The organism is Curtobacterium sp. VKM Ac-2889 (assembly GCF_015350855.1).
GTDB classification, from domain to species: Bacteria; Actinomycetota; Actinomycetes; order Actinomycetales; family Microbacteriaceae; genus Curtobacterium; species Curtobacterium poinsettiae.
Map to the genome: position 1 here is coordinate 307,434 of NZ_JADKSC010000004.1, position 12,559 is coordinate 319,992.

A 12,559-nucleotide genomic window follows, 5' to 3' on the forward strand; every position below is an offset into this window, starting at 1 on the left:
CCGGGACCTCACCAGTGGAGTTCCATCATCGCCGTGTTGATGCCGGAGCCGACGCCGCCCAGGAACACGCGGTCACCGCGACGGATGCCGCCGGAGGCGACCTCGTCGGCCAGGGTGATCGGGATCGACGCGGGGCCGACGTTGCCGAACCGCTGGTAGGTGGTGGGGACCTTGTCGCGCGGGATGCCGATCGCCTCGACGAAGGCGTTGGTGTGCACGTCGGAGACCTGGTGCAGCACGTAGCGGTCCATGTCGGCCCAGTCGAAGTGGGCGCGGGCCTCGGTCCAGGCGGCGACGACGAGCTCCATGCCGCCCTTGAGCAGCATCTTGGCGTCCGTGAACATGCCGTCGACGCTGCCGACGCACAGGTCGTACCACTGGGTCGCCGCGCGGGTGACGCCGCCGACGATCCGGTGTCCTTCGGGGTGCAGGTCCGCCGGGCCGAGCACGGCCGCCGCGGCGCCGGACCCGAGGGTCAGGCTGGCGAACTCGCTCATGAAGTCCTTGCGGTTCCGCCCGCCCTGGTTCAGGCGGTCGATGGTGTTGAGCTGCACCTGGTCGGCGTCCTCGCCGTCGACGACGAGCGCGTACTTGATCTGCCCGGAGTCGATCATGCCCGCGGCGACGCTCATGGCGTTGACGAACCCGAGGCACGCGTTCGCGATGTCGAAGTTGATGGCCGACGACGGCAGCCCGAGCCCGTGGTGCAGGCGGACGGCCACCGACGGCTCCAGGTGCGGACGGGTCACCGAGGTGTTGATGAGCAGGCCGATCTCGTCCGGACGCACCCCGGCCTCGGCCATGGCACGGCGGCCGGCGTCGATCGCGGCGTCCTGGAAGGTCTGCCCCTCGCCCCAGTTGCGACGTTCGATGACCCCGGCGACGCGCTCGAGCAGTCCCATCGGCAGACGGAGTCGACGGAGGACCCCACGGAGCTTGGCCTCGATGTCGGCCGAGGTCGTCACACGCTCCGCCGTGGTGGTCGCCACGGAGAGCAGTGAGACGTTCCGGTGCTTCGCCGTGGCGTTGCCGGGCTGCTCCGGTTCACTGCTCGATGCCTGGTCGACCGGCCGTTCCGTCATGATCGTCACCGACACATACTTCCGCATCTGGCCTGTGTGCGCGATCCGGATGCGCTGGACGGCTCCGGATCAGACGTCCTTCGGCAACTTCCGCACCTTCGCGCGCCGCTTGCGACGCTCCGGGATCATCGAGCGCATCTCCTCGAGCTTGCCGAAGCAGAGCAGGCGGTCACCCGGCTCCAGGACGACACCGCTGCGTGGGTTCGGGATGACGTTCGAGCCACGGTGCAGGGTGAGGACCGTGATGTCGCGGTCCCAGAGCCCGGACTCCTTGATCGTCTTGCCGACCAGGTCCGCGTTGGTGTGCACGAGGAGCTCGGCGACGCCGTAGCCGGTCGAGACGGACAGCCGCTGGCGGACGTCGATCTCGGGGAACGCCACCTGGTTCGCGATGAAGTCGACGACCGCACCGGCGATGTCGAGGCCGGTGGCACGCTCGACGCCCTCGAGCCCCGGTGAGGAGTTGACCTCCATCACGAGCGGCCCGTCGTTGCCCTCGAGCATGTCGACGCCGGCGACCTTCAGGCCCATGATCTGCGCCGAGCGGACGGCCACGGCCTCGTACTCGGGCGTGAGCGTGACCTTCTCGACGGTGCCGCCGCGGTGCACGTTCGACCGGAACTCGTCACCCGAGGCGGTCCGGCGCATCGCCGCGACGACCCGGTCACCGACGACCAGGGCACGGATGTCCCGGCCGCGGCTCTCGGCGATGAACCGCTGGATCAGGACGTTCTGCTTGGTGGAGTGCAGGGTCTCGACGATCGACTCGGCGACCTTCGCCTCGGGTGCCAGGATCACGCCGATGCCCTGCGTGCCCTCGAGGAGCTTGATGACGACGGGCGCGCCGCCGACCCGTTCGATCGCGCCGCGCACGTCGTTGCGCCCGGCCACGAACGTCGTCGCCGGCATGCCGATGTCGTGCCGCGACAGGATCTGGTTCGCCCGGAGCTTGTCACGCGAGTTCGTGATGCCGTTCGCCGTGTTCGGCGTGTAGACGTCCATCTGCTCGAACTGCCGCACGACGGCGGTGCCGTAGTAGGTGATCGAGTTGCCGATGCGCGGCAGCACGGCGTCGTAGTCGCTCAGCAGCTTGCCGCGGTAGAGCAGGTCCGGGTCGTCACCGGACAGGTCGATCGCGAAGCGCAGCGTGTTGAGCACCTTGACCTCGTGCCCGCGGTCGAGTGCCGCTGCGCGGAGGCGCTGGGTCGAGTACGCCTGGGGCGCACGCGACAGGATGGCGAGTTTCATCGAGGGGTTCTCCGCTGGGTCGGATCGACGGCGACGCTCCATCAAAGCATGCGGACGTGGCCGCGGAGCATGCGACAGGATGGGCACATGGCCCGAGCTCCGAAGTCCTCCGACAGCGGGCTCGTCGTCGCCGGGTGGCGGGAGTGGGCGGGCCTGCCGGACCTCGGCGTGCCGTGGATCAAGGTGAAGCTCGACACCGGCGCCCGGAGCTCCGCGTTGCACGCCTTCGACCTCGAGGAACTGCCCGGCGAGCGGGTCCGGTTCTCGCTGCACCCCTGGCAGGACACCGATGCCGACGCCGCCACGATCGAGTGCGACGTGCACGACCGGCGCGTCGTCCGCAGCTCCACCGGGCACACCCAGGAACGCATCGTGGTGCTGACGCAGATCGCCCTGGCCGGGCGCGTCGTCGAGTCCGAGGTCACGCTGAGCAACCGCGACCAGATGGGCTTCCGGATGCTCGTCGGGCGCGAGGCGCTCCGGCAGGGCTTCCTCGTCGATCCTGCGCGGTCCTTCGTGGCCGGGCGGGCTCCGAAGGAGATCCGGCGCCGCAACCGCGGGCGCGCCTGAGCGGTCCTGGTCACCCGGCACGGGCCGTTGCCGCGACCGGTCGACGGCCTGGAGGCGCGGTGCGGCGCCGCCACGGGCCTCCCGTCCGCCTCGGCGCGCGTCTCGGGCGCTGGTCGGGTCAGTGACCGAGGTGGCGGCCGAGGAAGGCGAGCTGCTGCGGCGCCAGACGGCGCCAGTAGCCGTGCGTGTGGCCGCCGGGTGCGAAGCCCCCGGCCGGCGGCTCGGCGAAGCCGTCGACGTAGGCGTGCACCGCCGGCGCGAACCCGTCGCCGTTGCCGCAGTCGACGCGGACCGCGACGCCGTCGAGCGCGCGCTGCCGCCCGAGGACGGTGTTCGCGCGGAAGTCGGCCGCGTCGTCGAAGGCGCCGCGGGCGGTGTCGGCGGCCGACTTCCAGAGCGCGGGGCTGATGGCCGAGACGGCCCGGACGCGCGCGGCGCCGAGGACCCCTGCGAGCCGGAGCGCGCCGAAGCCACCCATCGAGTAGCCGGTCACGGCGAGGTGGTCGGTGTCGTACCCGCGGCGGCCGAGCAGGGGCAGGAACTCGTCGACGACCATCGCGGCGGGGTCGTCCCCGTCGGCTCGTGGGTGCCAGTACCGGTTGCCGCCGTCGATCGAGGCGATCGCGAACGGGGCTCCGCCGGCGGCCACGTGCGCCGCGAGGAACCGGTCGTAGCCCAGGCTGCGCCCGAAGAACGAGGTGTGGTCGTCGCCGTACCCGTGCAGGGCGACCGCCACCGGCAAGGGGGTGTCGGACGCCGGTGCCGCGATCGTCCAGCCGACGGTGCGGCCCTTCCGCGCCGCCGACACGAAGGTGCCGGAGGTCGTGGGGACGGGCTCGACGTCGGGGACCGTGCCGTCGGTGCCGTCCAGACCGAGGACCCGGTACATGGTCGAGCGCCCGGGCAGCAGTCCGAGGTTGATCGCCTCGGCCACGGCTCCCGCGGCGACGACGCCCGTCCCGCCGATCAGCAGGGAGCGGCGGGTGATCGTGGCAGCACGCGATCGGGTCATGGGGTGGGCGCCGTTCCGTCGGGGGTGGTGTGTTCCCGGATGAGGGACGCGGCGACGGACCGTGCCGTCGTCGTGTCGAGCGCGGGGTCGCGCAACCGCATCGCAAGGGAACCGGAGACGATGAGGAGCAGCTGGTCGGCGAGGGCCTCGGCACGGGGACCGACCACCGGCGCGGCCCGCGACACGAGCCGCTGCCGCAACGTGGTGGTCTCGAGGTCCAGGACCTGCCGGACCTCGGCGGGCGCGTCCGCGTACTCGGCGGCGGTGCCGAGGAAGGCGCACCAGCGGGAGCCCGTGGGCGTCGAGCGGTAGTCGTCGAGGGCGTCGAACACAGCCAGCAGCCGGCCCAGGTCGTCCCGTTCTGCGGCGGCCGCACGGTCCCAGGTGGCGATCCAGTCGTCGTGGCGACGGGTGAGCGCCGCGGCGACCAGTGCCTCCTTGCTCGCGTAGCCGCGGTAGAGCGTCGCCGTCGAGACCCCGGCCCGTTCGAGGACGGCGTCGATCGGGGTGGCGGCGATCCCCTGCGAGAAGAAGAGCTCCTCGGCGGCGTCGAGCAGCCGTTGCTCGGTTCCTGGGCGCATCACCATGACAGCACCCTAGGGTCTGAAAAGTGAAACGATCGTTTTCGTTGCGACATCGACTGCTCCTCGTGAGCGGACTCGGCCTGATCGCGGCCACCTACGGGCTGGTGCGGCTGGCGTACGGGCTGTTCCTGCCCGACGTGCAACGCGACCTGGGGCTCCGGTCCGACGCCGCCGGATGGGTCTCGTCGGGCGCCTCGGCGCTGTACTGCGTCGGTGCGGTCGCCGGGTTCCTGCTCGCCGCACGGATGCCCCGGGTCCTCGTCGCGGTTGCCACGCTGGTGGCGGGGGTCGGTGCGATCGCCATGGCCACCGCCGACGGTCCGGTGCCGTTCGGTGTCAGCGCAGTGCTCGCGTCGGCAGGCGCCGGGCTCGCGTCCCCCGCACTCGTGCGACTCGTCGCGGAGCAGGTGCCGTCCGCGTTGCTCGGTCGAGCGCAGGCGGTCGTGAACGCCGGCACCGGACCGGGGCTCGTGGGCGCCGGGGTCCTCGCGCTCGTGCTGCTGCCCGACTGGCGGACGGCCTGGGTGGTGTCCGCGGTGTTCGCCCTGGCCGTCGGAACCCTGTTGCTCGTGGTGTCCCGGGGTGGTGCGGCGACATCCCGGCCCCCACTGCCCGGTGCTCCGTGGTTCGCGGCGCACCGAGGGGTCATCGTGCTGGCGCTGCTGTTCGGGGCCGGGTCCGCCGTCGTCTGGACCTACGGTCGTTCGGCCCTGGTGGACGCCGGTGCGTCGGTCGTGGTCTCGGTGTCGGCCTGGATCGCGCTCGGGGTCGGCGGAGCGGCCGTCGTGGTCACTGCGCGGTGGACCAACGGACTGCACGCCCGGACGCTCTGGGCGGTCACGGCGGGCTCGGTCGCCGTCGCTGTCGTCGTGCTGGGGGCCTTGCCGCAGTCGACGGTCGCGGCGCTGCTGGCGTGTGCCGTGTTCGGTTGGGGCTACACGGCGGCGACCGGGGCGCTGATCACGTGGACGACCGAGATCGACTCCGAGCGGTCGTCGGCCGGCACGTCGATGCTGTTCGTCGCACTCGTGCTCGGGCAGGCCGTCGGCGCGGCGGGTGCCGGAGCGCTCGTCGGTGCGATCGGGTTCGTCGCGACGTTCGTGGTCGGGGCCGTCGTGACCGCGGCGAGCGCCGTCCCTGGGGTGGTCCGTCGGCCGGGCGACCTGCGTGCCGTCAGAGCAGCGGGCGGAGCTCGATCTTCCGGTTGCACGCCTGCGACGCCTGGTGCGCCACCCGGGCCGCCGTCTCGGCGTCCGGGAGCTCCATGACCCAGAAGCCGGCGACGTACTCGTCGGTGCCGGTCGCGGGTCCGGTCGTGGCGCGCCCGGCCGTCGCGGGGCCGGTGGCCGCGTCGCCCGCACCTGCACGGGCGTCGACCAGGGTGGCGTCGGCCGGTGCGGAGACCCCGGCCGCGAACACGATCGCGTCGGCCATCCGGGCGTTGAAGGCGTCGACCGCGGCGGCTTCGGCGTCGGTCGCGGAGTACGTGTTGCCGACGGCGGCGGCCTGGCCGTCGTCGATGACGTTGACGAGGAACTGCATGGCGTCTCCCCTGCTCGTTGGCGGGAGGCTACTCTCGTCGCGCACTGACCGACCCCTTCGCCCCGAAGCTGCGGTTCCACTGGGACATCCGCGGATGCGGCAGTTTCACGTTTACCATCTGTGAACATGAATTCGTCCTCTCGAGGAGCTGCAGCCGGGACTCGCCTCAGGCAAGGGCGCGGCTGGCAGACGCCGGTGTTCCTGTGCAGTGCCGCCGTGGTCGCGTCCTTCGTGTTCGTGGCCGACGGGCTGAATGCCCCGCGGCTGCCGGTCCTCGCGGTCGCTGCGGTCGTCGTCATCGCACTGTGGCTCGTCGCGAGCACCCGGCGGGTCGTCCCCCGCGGAGGCAACCGACTGATGGCCGTCGCCTGGATCGCAACCGGCGTCCTGTACGTCCTCGCCGTTGCTCCGCTCGACGCCGCGGTGCTCCGAGGACTCGACGGGTCGACGTCGCTGATGGCATGGGGAGCGACCTCGCTCGTCGTCGCAGCTCCACTCATCGTGGCGGCAGCGCAGGCTCGGCCGCGGCGCCGATGACGAGCGGCGCCCACCCTCGGCACGAACTCGACGACCGGATCCACTCGCCGGTGCGGTTCTCACTGCTCGCCCTGCTCAGGACGGTGGACGAAGCGGAGTTCGGTGTCGTCCGGGACGCACTCGAGGTCAGCGACTCAACACTGTCCCAAGCAGCGGCGGTTCTGGGCGAGGCGGGGTTCCTCCGGGTCCGCAGGCTTCGCGTGGGGCGGAGCACGAGGAGCTGGCTCGCCCTCACCGACGCAGGACGGGATGCGTTCGAGCGGCACGTCGCCGTCATCCGGGCGATCGCCGAACCCGACGGGTGACCAGAGCACCGTGAAGCGAGCGGACGCCGAGCAGTCCAGCGTGATGGCGACATCGCACCGGGATTCCGCTAGCGTTCCGCGAGTGGGGACGACGGCGGAGTGGTCGCGACTGCCGGTGGGGCGGCACGAGTACCGACAGGACACGGTGCTCGCCGTGGTGCTGGCCGGTGGGCTCGCGCTCACGACGTTCCTGTACGGGTCGGCCGGCACGTACGGCGACGACCAGGCCGTCTGGTGGGTCTCGGCCCTGATGATCGTCGCGAACGCGGCACCGATCGCGTTCCGCCGACGGTTCCCCATGTCGGTGGCGTTGGTGTCGGCTGTGGCGTTCGCCGCGACGCAGCTGCTCCGTGTCCCCGAGGTCTTCCTCGTCAACTTCACGCTCTTCATCGCGCTGTACACGGTCGGAGCGTGGTGCTCGGACCGGGTCCGGTCGGAAGCGGTGCGCTGGGTCGTCATCGGTGGCATGTTCGCGTGGCTGTTCATCGCGATCTCGTTCGGGTGGGCGTCACCGAACTCCCTGCCGAACGACACGGACTCGCCCGTGGCGCCGTACGTGGCGTTCTCGCTGCTCAACATCTTCATCAACGTGATCTACTTCGGCGCCGCCTGGTACGCCGGCAACCGCGCCTGGGCCTCCGCCGTCGCGCGGCACCAGCTCGCCGAGCGCACCGCCGAACTCGCTGCGGAGCGGGAACGGTCGGCCGCGCAAGCGGTCACGATCGAGCGGGTGCGGATCGCCCGCGAGCTGCACGACGTCGTCGCCCACCACGTGTCGCTGATGGGTGTGCAGGCGGGTGCGGCACGGCGCGTGCTCGACCGCGACCCGGGGCAGGCGTCCGCATCGCTCGAGGTGGTGGAGGAGAACGCCCGTACCGCGGTGGAGGAGCTGCGGCGGATGCTCGGTACCCTGCGCTCCGACGACGATGCGGCCGGCGGCGGGACGACCGGTGGCGACGGGCCGAGCACCGAGGGGATCACGCGGATCGCCGAACTGGCCGAGTCGGCCCGGGTGGCCGGCCACCCGGCCGAGTACGTCGTCGTGGGTACCGAGCGCCCGGTGCCACCGACGGTGGCCGCCGTGGCGTACCGGATCGTGCAGGAAGCGGTGACGAACATCCTGAAGCACGCCGGACCGACCGCCCGCGCCGACGTCCGGCTGCGGTACCTGGACGACAGCGTCGAGGTCGAGGTCGCGGACGATGGACTCGGTGCCCGTGCAGCCCGGAGCACCTCCGGCAGCGGGCTCGGGCACGTCGGGATGCGGGAGCGCGTCGACGCCGTGGACGGACGGATCGAGATCGGGCCACGCGCCCGGGGAGGCTACCTGGTGCGTGCATGGCTGCCGACGACGTGAACGGGACGGCCGACCTGACCATCGTGCTGGCCGACGACCAGGAACTCGTCCGTGCCGGGTTCCGCGTGATCCTGGAGTCCGAGCCGGGCTTCCGGGTGGTCGGAGAGGCGTCGGACGGAGCGCGGGCGGTCGAGGCCGTGCAGGCGCTTCGCCCCGACGTGGTCTGCCTCGACGTGCAGATGCCCGGCGTCGACGGGCTCGAGGCCGCGCGGCGGATCGCGGCGCTGCCGGACCCGCCGGCGGTGCTCATCCTCACGACGTTCGACAGCGACGATGCACTGTTCCAGGCGCTCGAGGCGGGAGCGAGCGGGTTCCTGCTGAAGAACGCCTCCCCCGAGCGGCTGATCGACGCGGTGCGGACCGTCGCAGCCGGGGACGCCCTGCTCGCACCGGACGTCACGCGGCGGGTGATCAGCCGGGCGACGGCGACGACGCTGCCGGAGACCCGGCCCGAGCCGGCGACCACCGCGACGGCAGCGACGTCCGGCCGGGATGCGCTCACCGCCGCCGGCCTCACCGAGCGGGAGACCGAGGTGCTGCGGCTCCTCGCCCGGGGCCTGAGCAACGCGGAGATCGCCGCCGAGCTCTACGTCGGGGACGCCACCGTGAAGACCCACGTGTCGAACGTGCTGCAGAAGCTCGCACTGCGCGACCGGATCCAGGCGGTCGTCTGGGCGTTCGAGCACGGCGTCGCCGGCTGACCGAGCCCGACCGATCCGGCACCGGCGGGACAAGTCCGCACGGTGCCGAGTTCGCAGACATCGCCGCACCGTGCGCCATCGTTCAACCCGTGCAGCGTCGACCGCACCGTGCCCCGCCACCACAACGCACCGAGCAACCAAACCCGCACCAGCCCAACAAGCCCGCACGGTGCCGACCACCGCACCCCACGCCCGCACCGTGCGCCATCGTTCAACCCGTGCAGCGTTGACCGCACCGTGCCCCGCCACCACGACGCACCGAGCAACCAAACCCGCACGAGCCGAACAAGCCCGCACCGTGCCGACTCGACGCACGCGCCCCGCACCCCGCCCGCACCCACCCCGCACGCTCCTCCCCCACGCGGTGGAGCCGGCCCCCACCCAAGTCCCGCCTGGCGGCGGAGGCGGGGCGTGCCTCCCGGCCAATAGCGTCGAGCGCAGCGACGACCAGCGTCGTGACGAAGGGGAACGACATGCTCACCATCGAAGGGGTGACCAAGCACTTCGGTGACCGCCGGGTGCTCGACGACGTGGGGTTCACGGTCGGCAGCGGCCGCCTCACCGGCTTCGTCGGCGGCAACGGCGCCGGCAAGACCACCACCATGCGCATCATGCTCGGCGTGCTCCAGGCCGACGCGGGCACGGTCTCGATCGACGGCACCGCGGTCCGTCCCGCCGACCGCCGCCGCTTCGGCTACATGCCCGAGGAACGCGGCCTGTACCCGAAGATGCCGGTGGCCGAGCAGATCACCTACCTGGCCCGGCTGCACGGCGTCGACAAGCGCACCGCGACGACCCGCACCGGCGAGCTGCTCGAACGCCTCGAACTCACCGCACACGCCGGCGACCCCGTCGAGAAGCTCTCGCTCGGCAACCAGCAGCGCGTGCAGATCGCGGCGGCGCTGGCACACGACCCCGAGGTGCTCGTGCTCGACGAGCCGTTCTCGGGCCTCGACCCGATGGCCGTCGACACGGTGCTCGGTGTCCTGCGCGAGACCGCGGCCCGGGGCGTCCCGGTGCTGTTCTCGAGCCACCAGCTCGACGTGGTCGAGCGGCTCTGCGACGACGTCGTCGTCATCGCCGGTGGCACGATCCGCGCCGCCGGTCCGCAGGAGGAACTCCGCAAGCAGGCCGGCCCGGCCGCGTGGGAGCTGCTGGTCGACGGGGACGTCGCCTGGCTCCGCGACGAGCCGGGTGTGGCCGTGCGGGAGTTCGACGGCGGGTACGCGGTCTTCGAGGCCGACGCCGCCACCGCCCAGCGCGTCCTGCAGCGTGCCGTCCAGCACGGCACCGTCGGGTCGTTCTCGCCGCGGGTGCCGCGGCTCAGCGAGGTCTTCCGGGAGGTCGTCCGATGAACAACTCCTTCGTGCAGGCCGTGCGGCTCGTCTCCGCACGTGAGATCCAGGCACGCATCCGCAGCAAGGCCTTCGTGGTCTCGGCGCTCATCCTGATCGGCATGGTCGTCGCGTCGATCGTCGTCGGCGGGATCGTGAGCAAGGCCACCGCCGACGACACCACCCCGGTCGCGGTCGTCGACGGCGTCTCGCTGCCGACCACCAGTGGGCTGGACGTCACGAAGTCGGCGTCGGTCGACGACGCCGAACGGCTCGTGACGAAGGGCGACGTCGACGCGGCGATCGTGCCGTCGGACGACCCGCTCGGCTACAAGGTCGTCGGGCTCGACGAAGCCCCGTCCGAGGTCGTCTCGGCGTTGAGCGTCACCCCGCGCATCGAGCTGCTCGACCCGGACGCGCTGCCGGGCGGCCTGGTCTACCTCATCGCCATCGCGTTCGGCGTCGTGTACTTCGCGTCGGCGGTGACGTTCGGCCAGTCGATCGCGCAGAGCGTCGTCGAGGAGAAGTCGACACGGGTGGTCGAGATCCTGATGTCCGCGATCCCGGCAAGGGCGCTGCTCGCCGGCAAGGTCCTCGGCAACAGCATCATGGCCTTCGCCCAGATCGTCGCGGTGGCCGTCGCCGCCATCGTCACGTTGGCGGTGACCGGGCAGGACAACATGTTCGCGATGCTCGGCCCGAGCATCCTGTGGTTCATCGGCTTCTTCGCGATCGGGTTCGTGCTCCTCGCGTCGCTGTTCGCCGCGGCGGCCGTGCTGGTGTCACGCCAGGAGGACGTCGGCAGCGTCACCACCCCGGTGATGATGCTCGTGATGATCCCGTACTTCCTGATCATCGTCGCGTACGACAACCCGACGATCCTCGGCATCATGTCGTACGTGCCGTTCAGCGCCCCGATCGGCATGCCGATGCGGATCTTCCTGGGGACGGCCGAGTGGTGGGAGCCGATCCTGTCGCTCGTCATCGTCGCCGCTTCGGTGGTCGCGGTCGTGGTCATCGGTGCCCGCGTCTACGAGAACGCGCTGCTCCGCACCGGCAGTCGCGTGAAGCTGTCGGAGGCGCTGCGCGGCTGACGCCGCAGGACCGGCAGGCCCAGCGCACCCGGCGCACCCGGCGCACCCGGCGCACCCGGCTGCCCCGGACGGGAGGCCCGCCCAGCGTGAGCAGACCTGCTCACGTGGGGCGGGCCTCCCGTCCGTTGCCCGGCGCCGGTCAGGCGGTCAGCGTCGCGAAGGCGGACCGGTGCCAGACCAGCGGGTTGTGCGCGAAGTCGGACATGAGTCCGAGCACCCGGAGCACCACGATGTCGTGGTCGCCGGCCGGGTAGGTGTGCTCGACCGAGCACTCCAGCCAGATCGGCGCCCCCTGCAGGAACACCGCGCCCGTCTCGGCGACCGTCGTGTCGACACCGACGAACCGGATCGACTTGTCCCGCGATGCGAGCTGCCGGGTGACCTGCGCGTGCCCCTCACCGAGGATCGAGACCCCGATCGTGCCGGCGTCGCGGAGCACCGGCCACGTGGTCGACGTGTGCTGCACGGCGAACATCACGAGCGGTGGGTCCTGTGAGACGCCGACCGTGAACGAGGACGCGACGAGCACGGTCGGTTCGCCGTCCACGACGGCGGAGAGCGCGGCGACACCGCACGGGAACCCGGAGAACGCCTGCTTGAGCGCGGAGCGGTCCGGGGCCTCGGTGGAGTAGGGGCTGATCATGACGCGGTTCCTTCCTGGTGAGCGGCGGCGGCGAGGACGACGTCCTGCCAGCGGGCGAGCCACACGTCGGTCGATGCGGGGTCGGAGTACTGCTTGTCGTTCAGGTACAGGGCTGGGGCGACGACGGTCGCGCCGAGTTCGACCAGCACCGGTTTGAGGAAGACCTCCGGAGCGAGGGCGTGCGCCGGGCCGGCACCGAGCATGAGCGGCACCGCGACGACGCCGGCGAGTCCGTCGCCGGTGCCGAACTGGTCGAGGAACAGCTTGAGCACGCCGGTGTACGTCGCCTTGAACGTCGGCGACGCGACGACGACGAGGTCGGAACCGGCGACGGTGCGGACGGCGTCCGAGACGGCGGGGTCGCCCCAGCCGAGCAGTCCGGCACCGAGGTCGATGACGTCGACGACGTGGTCCGGGGCCCGGCCGGTGAGCCGCTCGAGCACGACCGTCGCGGCGTCGAGTGTCCGTGAGGCCGGCTTGGGGTTGCCGGCGACGACGGTGGTGATCATCGGGGTGCTCCTGTCGGTGGGCGGGTGGTGGGTGCTTGGTG

General features: G+C 71.8%; 15 protein-coding genes. 8 read left to right on the forward strand and 7 right to left on the reverse strand.

Annotated elements, in window-relative coordinates; all coding sequences use genetic code 11:
- Positions 1-8: 8 nt before the first annotated feature.
- The gene (locus tag ITJ50_RS14565) at positions 9-1,082 is read right to left on the reverse strand and encodes a 3-oxoacyl-ACP synthase III (RefSeq protein ID WP_042537701.1); all 1,074 of its coding nucleotides are present in this window, start codon (positions 1,080-1,082) and stop codon (positions 9-11) included.
- A 69-nt stretch (positions 1,083-1,151) separates the two neighbouring features.
- Complete coding sequence (locus ITJ50_RS14570; RefSeq protein ID WP_042537686.1) at positions 1,152-2,330, reverse strand: RimK family alpha-L-glutamate ligase; 1,179 nt, start codon at positions 2,328-2,330, stop codon at positions 1,152-1,154.
- A gap of 87 nt (positions 2,331-2,417) precedes the next feature.
- Here ITJ50_RS14570 and ITJ50_RS14575 point away from each other — a divergent pair, with 87 nt between their 5' ends.
- The gene (locus tag ITJ50_RS14575; RefSeq protein WP_017886827.1) at positions 2,418-2,900 is read left to right on the forward strand and encodes an ATP-dependent zinc protease; all 483 of its coding nucleotides are present in this window, start codon (positions 2,418-2,420) and stop codon (positions 2,898-2,900) included.
- A 118-nt stretch (positions 2,901-3,018) separates the two neighbouring features.
- Here the strand turns inward: ITJ50_RS14575 and ITJ50_RS14580 are convergent, their stop codons facing one another.
- Together ITJ50_RS14580 and ITJ50_RS14585 are read right to left on the reverse strand one after the other, a co-directional pair.
- On the reverse strand, positions 3,019-3,912 hold the full coding sequence (locus ITJ50_RS14580; RefSeq protein ID WP_159556880.1) for an alpha/beta hydrolase: 894 nt from the start codon (positions 3,910-3,912) through the stop codon (positions 3,019-3,021).
- Complete coding sequence (locus ITJ50_RS14585) at positions 3,909-4,499, reverse strand: TetR/AcrR family transcriptional regulator (protein ID WP_140448792.1); 591 nt, start codon at positions 4,497-4,499, stop codon at positions 3,909-3,911. Before ITJ50_RS14585 ends, ITJ50_RS14580 begins: the two co-directional genes overlap by 4 nt.
- Before the next feature lie 62 nt (positions 4,500-4,561).
- On the opposite strand from ITJ50_RS14585, the gene ITJ50_RS14590 reads away from it, so the two are divergent.
- On the forward strand, positions 4,562-5,764 hold the full coding sequence (locus tag ITJ50_RS14590) for an MFS transporter (RefSeq protein WP_194590782.1): 1,203 nt from the start codon (positions 4,562-4,564) through the stop codon (positions 5,762-5,764).
- Here the strand turns inward: ITJ50_RS14590 and ITJ50_RS14595 are convergent.
- Positions 5,670-6,038: a YciI family protein gene (locus ITJ50_RS14595; protein ID WP_082046823.1), complete on the reverse strand. Its 369-nt coding sequence runs from the start codon at positions 6,036-6,038 to the stop codon at positions 5,670-5,672. The two genes, ITJ50_RS14590 and ITJ50_RS14595, sit on opposite strands and share 95 nt — an antisense overlap.
- A gap of 216 nt (positions 6,039-6,254) precedes the next feature.
- On the opposite strand from ITJ50_RS14595, the gene ITJ50_RS14600 reads away from it, so the two are divergent.
- The 6 genes from ITJ50_RS14600 (at position 6,255) to ITJ50_RS14625 (ending at position 11,366) form a co-directional block, all read left to right on the forward strand.
- Positions 6,255-6,575 (forward strand): hypothetical protein, encoded by a 321-nt coding sequence (locus ITJ50_RS14600; RefSeq protein ID WP_194590783.1) that lies wholly within the window; start codon positions 6,255-6,257, stop codon positions 6,573-6,575.
- A complete protein-coding gene (locus tag ITJ50_RS14605) occupies positions 6,572-6,880 on the forward strand; it encodes a transcriptional regulator (protein ID WP_194590784.1) in 309 nt (102 codons plus the stop codon). The genes ITJ50_RS14600 and ITJ50_RS14605 overlap by 4 nt, the downstream gene beginning before the upstream one ends.
- A gap of 82 nt (positions 6,881-6,962) precedes the next feature.
- On the forward strand, positions 6,963-8,237 hold the full coding sequence (locus ITJ50_RS14610) for a sensor histidine kinase (protein ID WP_159556886.1): 1,275 nt from the start codon (positions 6,963-6,965) through the stop codon (positions 8,235-8,237).
- A complete protein-coding gene (locus ITJ50_RS14615; protein ID WP_017886834.1) occupies positions 8,219-8,938 on the forward strand; it encodes a response regulator in 720 nt (239 codons plus the stop codon). Before ITJ50_RS14610 ends, ITJ50_RS14615 begins: the two co-directional genes overlap by 19 nt.
- A 473-nt stretch (positions 8,939-9,411) precedes the next feature.
- Positions 9,412-10,293 (forward strand): ABC transporter ATP-binding protein, encoded by an 882-nt coding sequence (locus ITJ50_RS14620; protein WP_194590785.1) that lies wholly within the window; start codon positions 9,412-9,414, stop codon positions 10,291-10,293.
- Complete coding sequence (locus tag ITJ50_RS14625) at positions 10,290-11,366, forward strand: ABC transporter permease (RefSeq protein ID WP_071405948.1); 1,077 nt, start codon at positions 10,290-10,292, stop codon at positions 11,364-11,366. The genes ITJ50_RS14620 and ITJ50_RS14625 overlap by 4 nt, the downstream gene beginning before the upstream one ends.
- A gap of 139 nt (positions 11,367-11,505) precedes the next feature.
- On the opposite strand, the gene ITJ50_RS14630 is transcribed toward ITJ50_RS14625, so the two are convergent.
- Positions 11,506-12,009: a flavin reductase family protein gene (locus ITJ50_RS14630; RefSeq protein WP_017886837.1), complete on the reverse strand. Its 504-nt coding sequence runs from the start codon at positions 12,007-12,009 to the stop codon at positions 11,506-11,508.
- Positions 12,006-12,518, reverse strand: a complete 513-nt coding sequence (locus tag ITJ50_RS14635; RefSeq protein WP_194590786.1) for an NADPH-dependent FMN reductase — start codon at positions 12,516-12,518, stop codon at positions 12,006-12,008. Before ITJ50_RS14635 ends, ITJ50_RS14630 begins: the two co-directional genes overlap by 4 nt.
- Between the last annotated feature and the right edge of the window lie 41 nt (positions 12,519-12,559).

Coding starts and splice junctions, on each gene's coding strand:
- ITJ50_RS14585 (WP_140448792.1), bottom strand. CDS start 4,499: ATGGTGATGCGCCCAGGAACCGAGCAACGGCTGCTCGACGCCGCCGAG.
- ITJ50_RS14570 (WP_042537686.1), bottom strand. CDS start 2,330: ATGAAACTCGCCATCCTGTCGCGTGCGCCCCAGGCGTACTCGACCCAG.
- ITJ50_RS14625 (WP_071405948.1), top strand. CDS start 10,290: ATGAACAACTCCTTCGTGCAGGCCGTGCGGCTCGTCTCCGCACGTGAG.
- ITJ50_RS14575 (WP_017886827.1), top strand. CDS start 2,418: ATGGCCCGAGCTCCGAAGTCCTCCGACAGCGGGCTCGTCGTCGCCGGG.
- ITJ50_RS14580 (WP_159556880.1), bottom strand. CDS start 3,912: ATGACCCGATCGCGTGCTGCCACGATCACCCGCCGCTCCCTGCTGATC.
- ITJ50_RS14620 (WP_194590785.1), top strand. CDS start 9,412: ATGCTCACCATCGAAGGGGTGACCAAGCACTTCGGTGACCGCCGGGTG.
- ITJ50_RS14595 (WP_082046823.1), bottom strand. CDS start 6,038: ATGCAGTTCCTCGTCAACGTCATCGACGACGGCCAGGCCGCCGCCGTC.
- ITJ50_RS14565 (WP_042537701.1), bottom strand. CDS start 1,082: ATGACGGAACGGCCGGTCGACCAGGCATCGAGCAGTGAACCGGAGCAG.
- ITJ50_RS14605 (WP_194590784.1), top strand. CDS start 6,572: ATGACGAGCGGCGCCCACCCTCGGCACGAACTCGACGACCGGATCCAC.
- ITJ50_RS14615 (WP_017886834.1), top strand. CDS start 8,219: ATGGCTGCCGACGACGTGAACGGGACGGCCGACCTGACCATCGTGCTG.
- ITJ50_RS14630 (WP_017886837.1), bottom strand. CDS start 12,009: ATGATCAGCCCCTACTCCACCGAGGCCCCGGACCGCTCCGCGCTCAAG.
- ITJ50_RS14635 (WP_194590786.1), bottom strand. CDS start 12,518: ATGATCACCACCGTCGTCGCCGGCAACCCCAAGCCGGCCTCACGGACA.